At 52.2% G+C, this 5000-nt stretch carries 3 protein-coding genes and 1 rRNA gene (2 of these 4 only partly in view); all 4 read left to right on the forward strand.

Annotated elements, in window-relative coordinates; genetic code table 11:
• On the forward strand, positions 1–861 hold the 3' portion of the coding sequence (locus SH668x_RS07370) for a DUF5722 domain-containing protein (protein WP_437188047.1). 459 nt of this gene lie to the left of the window's left edge; only the last 861 of its 1320 coding nucleotides appear in the window; its start codon lies beyond the left edge, outside the window; its stop codon occupies positions 859–861.
• Between the two features lie 412 nt (positions 862–1273).
• Entirely contained in the window at positions 1274–2260 is a 987-nt protein-coding gene (locus tag SH668x_RS07375; protein ID WP_437188048.1) for a DUF1559 family PulG-like putative transporter, read from the forward strand.
• A gap of 296 nt (positions 2261–2556) precedes the next feature.
• On the forward strand, positions 2557–3048 hold the full coding sequence (locus SH668x_RS07380; RefSeq protein ID WP_437188049.1) for a carboxypeptidase-like regulatory domain-containing protein: 492 nt from the start codon (positions 2557–2559) through the stop codon (positions 3046–3048).
• Positions 3049–3821: 773 nt separating this feature from the next.
• Positions 3822–5000: ribosomal RNA gene (locus tag SH668x_RS07385) — 23S ribosomal RNA — on the forward strand; it runs 1599 nt beyond the window's last position.

The raw sequence follows: 5000 nt of genomic DNA on the forward strand, positions 1-5000 counted from the left end.
CGGGAATGGCTTCAGGCAACGTTTTCATTCATGGGGCATCGGTGGAGGAGTACCGAGGCAGGGGATGGACGGGTTGTCGGTTACATCATTGGGAATGAAGTGAACTCTCATCGAGAGTGGTCGAATGTCGGGGAGATTCCGGCGGATGAATTTATCGAGCAATATCTCAAAGCCGTTCGGCTCGCTTTCAATTCGGTGCGATCACAGGACCCGGCCGCCAGGATTTACTTGTCTCTCGACCACTTCTGGGGGCGGGGACTGGATGACAGGCCGATGCAGACGATGGGCGGAAAGTATCTGGTCGATCGTTTTGCTCAACGGGCGCGGGAGACAGGAGATTTTGAATGGCATCTTGCCTATCACCCTTATCCAGAGGATTTGTTCAATCCTGCGTTCTGGAATGATCAAAGCCCAACGAGCAATGACGATTCGCCTCGGATCACCTTCAAGAATCTGGAAGTGCTGACAGCTTACTTTGAACGAGATGAGCTCCTGTTTAACGGGAGGACTCGGAGCATTATCCTCAGCGAACAAGGATTCAATAGTCGTGAGAGTGTGGAGTCCTTGCAGGAGCAAGCTGCTGCATACTGCCTGGCTTGGAAGAAAGTGGAGCGGTTGCCGACGATCGAAGCGTTTATTTATCACAGGCACGTCGATCACGCGCACGAAGGGGGACTGAACTTGGGGCTGTGGACTCGCCGGCCGAACTCTGTTTTCGCTCCTTCGGAAAAGAAGCCAATTTATCAGGTCTTCCAGAAGGCGGATACGCCTGAGTGGGAAGATGCATTTCGGTTTGCCCTTCCCATCATCGGGGCAGATGGGTGGGATGACGCGTTGACCCTCGGTGTCGAGCAACCGTGAGATCTCTGCTTCACGCGTGGGAGTAAGTCTCCTTTTGATGCCTTATCAAGCACCTCAGCGGCAATCTGCTGAGGTGCTTTTTATTTGGGGTCGGTGGGAGATCAGCAGCACAATTTCTCTCAAAAAGCCTCGCCGTTTTGCTGCAAGATTACAAATGATCGGAATTGGTTGATGTTTTCTGTTTGATTAGATATGAGATGGTCGATTTTGTATTGTGCACAGTTGGGGCTTGTTGTGCATAGAAGTCTCTTCGCGACGTGCTGATTTCTCGTCTAATGTGCACCAAATGTTCGGTTCAGACGACGTGACAAGTCGAGTAGGCCGATAAATTTGCAATATGTATTGGATTGTAAGTGTTTGAATTGTGTGTGATTTCTGTTTTGTTTTCAACTTATTTGGATTGAAGGGCACGATGATGAAGTCAAATTTCACCTGTCATAGGGGCCAGCGTTTCAGGGGGTTCACGCTCATTGAGCTCTTGGTTGTTATTGCCATCATTGCGGTGTTGATCGCATTGCTGCTGCCGGCGGTGCAGCAAGCCAGAGAGGCTGCCAGAAGGTCCCAGTGCAAGAACAATCTGAAACAGCATGGATTGGCGCTGCACAATTACCACGACACCTACAATGTTCTCCCGAATGGGACTGGGAATCAGGCGCACGTGGGAACAGCCGAAACTTGGGGCGTTTCGATGTGGGTCGGTCTTCTCCCTTATCTTGATCAGGCTCCCATGTTCAATCAGTGGGACTTCAATACCCCACATACTGGCTGGGATGCCAACAGAGGATTGACACGAGGGAAGAAACTGACCGTTTTGCTGTGTCCCTCATCTAGTTTGCCTGCCGGGTTGAATGGTGATGCTCATACCCAGCACTACTATGGAGTTGCAGGGGCAGCACCTCGGCCACCGCAATTCACTTCCGTCGCGGGAAGTGAATGGTTTGATCAAGAGTACGGGAATATTTCCACTCGAGGCATGATCCCACAATTCCATAATATGACTTTGGCGAAGTGCACAGATGGAACGTCGAACACGTTGCTGATGGGCGAGATTAGCAACTTTGTTTTTGACGTTGCTGGTAACCGCGAAGACAGGCGGCCAAGTTATGAATGGGGCTGGCCGATGGGGGGCCTCTCCGGCTGGACCGGATGGGGGCCGCATTCTTGCAATGTGACTGTTCGATACGCGCCGAACGCCAAGGTTCTTGGTGCTGCTGGAATCGTCTGGCCAGCGTGGCCAGCAGCGGGAGCGAATAACACCCCGTTCACGTCTGAGCATACAGGTGGGGTACAAGTGTTGATGACTGATGGTGCCGTTCGGTTCATTTCCGACAATATCAATCTCGACACTCTCACCTATTTGTCTGTCCGTGACGACCGTCGAGTGATTGGCGAGTTCTAGGGTGGTCTTATAGCGTCGGTTTGGCTGCAGGTTCTCTGTTCTGCAGAGTCTCGATGACTCGTGGATCCCCAGGGATCTTAGGAAGTCGTACCGATGTGAGATTGATTCAGTGGTCTCTTGGCACAGCGGGCCCAAAGTCGGTTGGTCCGCTGTGCAATTTTTATGACCAGCGTGTCCAAGTCACCCGCGACTTGGTCGCACGGAACCGTTTTGGTCACGCGAGTCGCTGCGAATCTGCGCCAAGTGAAATTCTGTTGGACTCAAAGAGTGTATTTGATGCATGAGGATTCGGGATCATGGTCGTTCGGTTGTTGAACAGCGGATTGTTTTCTTTGATGGTGTGCGTGGGCTTGAGTCTCTCTGGATGTCAAAAGGGCTTCCCGGATGGCTTTACTGGAGAGCGAGGGACAGTCACCGGAGTAGTCACCCTCGACAAGGGGGCATTGCCGGCAGGTTGTCAGGTTCTGTTTATCTCAAACAAGGGAGGGTACACGGGGGCGGGAAAAGTTGACGACCAAGGCAAGTTCAGCGTGCTCTACCCCAGCGGGCCAGGACTCCCAGTTGGTGATTACGACATTCAGTTGACGGCTCCAGTCGAAATCTCCAGTGGAAACGCAGTCTCCACTGATCCGACGGCGATGGCAAAGACGTTGAAGCTCGGGCCGAGGCCTACTGGAAAACCGGCGACTCCGTTTCCTTCGAAATACGCGTCGACGGGAACTAGTGGGCTGAAGTTCACCGTAAAGTCTGGGGAGAATACTGCAAACTTCAACCTTGAAGGAAAGTGAAAGCGGGTGGATGTGCTGAGGGGGATGGCTGGTGTCCGAGCCCGATGGGCGGTGCCGAATTCATCACCTGCGCATAGGCAGTGTAAGTAGAGCGGGGCCTGGGGGAAGTCGAGCAACTCCTTCCAGGCCCCGCTTGTTTTGGATGAGGACGATATGCGGAAGAGGAGAGGTGAATGCGGGGGATGGGGATAGAACGGACGAGTGCCGAGGGGAGACCCATGATACGTATTGGGTGAAATCTGGAGCTGAATCGTCATTTGTGCATTTGTTTGCGAGATGGTCCTCCAAAGAGTCGAAAAAGAAATTCGAAAAAAGAAGGGCCAGAGGGTTGACGGGAGACGCCGCGGCCCGTAACATCTTGGACCCGCCTGACACAAAACGGGACGCAAACAAACGAGAAGACACCACTTAGGTTGACTTGGGTTTCAAGTGAAAGTGGTTTCTTCTCGCAGGTTTCGGCTGGTGAAAGCCAGTGTGCGAGTCACGCCAAGAAGCGTGAATCAGAGATCTTTGGCAATTTGGTGGATAGATTAAAAACACGCGTGGCATCTGGCTATTGCACCACACGAAAGTGTGGAGTTGAACGCAAGTTTGACAAAAGTAATTGGCCTGAGCTCTTGAGGAATGTTTTTTGCATACCTGGCGTGGCGAATCGGCAGCGTAAGTTGCTGGTTATATCGTTAAAGTGGCTGCAGTCGCAAGCTGCAGCGATGGTTTACTATCTGAAATTGACGATGCTGGGTTGAAAGGTCCTGCGTGGTTGAAATTAAGGTGGTCAAGCTATTAAGGGCACACGGGGGATGTCTTGGCGTCAGAAGGCGATGAAGGGCGTGGAAGGCTGCGAAAAGCCTGTGGGGAGCCGTCAAACAGGCGTTGATCCCGGGATCCCTGAATTACAGCGAAAGCTGAGCGAACGTGGGGAACTGAAACATCTCAGTACCCATAGGAAGAGAAAGAAAACTCGACTCCCTAAGTAGCGGCGAGCGAAAAGGGAATAGCCCAAACCGAGTGCTACGGCATTCGGGGTTGTGGGACCAGTGACATGTACATGAATGGCTAGAAGAAGCTGTGTGGAAACCGGCACCATAGAGGGTGAGAGTCCCGTATTCGAAAGCTTGAAGTGGCTAACTGGCACCCGAGTAGGGCCCGGCACGTGGAACCGGGTCTGAATCTGCGAGGCCCATCTCGTAAGGCTAAGTACTCACTGACGACCGATAGTGAAAAGTAGCGCGAGCGAAAGATGAAAAGAACCCCTTTTAGGGGAGGGAAAGAACCTGAAACCGTGTGCTTACAAGCTGTCGGAGCACGATGTCTTCGGACCGTGTGACGGCGTGCCTTTTGCATAATGATCCGGCGAGTTATCGTCATTGGCAGGTTAAGATCTTACGGATCGAAGCCCCAGGGAAACCGAGTCTGAATAGGGCGACTAAGTCAATGGCGATAGACGCGAAACCTTGTGAACTACCCATGGGCAGGTTGAAGCGCGGGTAAGACTGCGTGGAGGACCGAACTCACTAGTGTTGAAAAACTAGGGGATGACCTGTGGGGAGGAGTAAAAGTCTCATCAAACTGGGAGATAGCTCGTTCTCTCCGAAATAACTTTAGGGTTAGCCTCAGGCAACTACACGATAGGGGTAGAGAGACTGAATTCGGGCGGGGCCCTTCCCGGGGTACCCACCGTGACCAAACTCCGAATACTATTGTGACTATCCTGGGAGTTAGTCGACGGGGGATAAGCTCCGTTGTCAAGAGGGAAACAACCCAGATCGCCTGCTAAGGTCCCCAAGTCTGACTCAGTCAGAAAGGATGTTTGGATACAGTGACAGCCGGGATGTTGGCTTAGAAGCAGCCATCATTTAAAAAGTGCGTAATAGCTTACCGGTCAAGTATTCATGCACCGATAATGAAAGGGAGTAAGTCAGACACCGAAGCAGCGGATTCACGTAAGTGAG

It is taken from the genome of Planctomicrobium mucosum (genome assembly GCF_051466335.1).
Classification (GTDB): Bacteria; Planctomycetota; Planctomycetia; order Planctomycetales; family Planctomycetaceae; genus Planctomicrobium.

What these genes read in the sequence shown, in the direction of transcription:
- SH668x_RS07380 (WP_437188049.1), top strand. Translation starts at nt 2,557, where the DNA reads ATGGTCGTTCGGTTGTTGAACAGCGGATTGTTTTCTTTGATGGTGTGC.
- SH668x_RS07375 (WP_437188048.1), top strand. Translation starts at nt 1,274, where the DNA reads ATGATGAAGTCAAATTTCACCTGTCATAGGGGCCAGCGTTTCAGGGGG.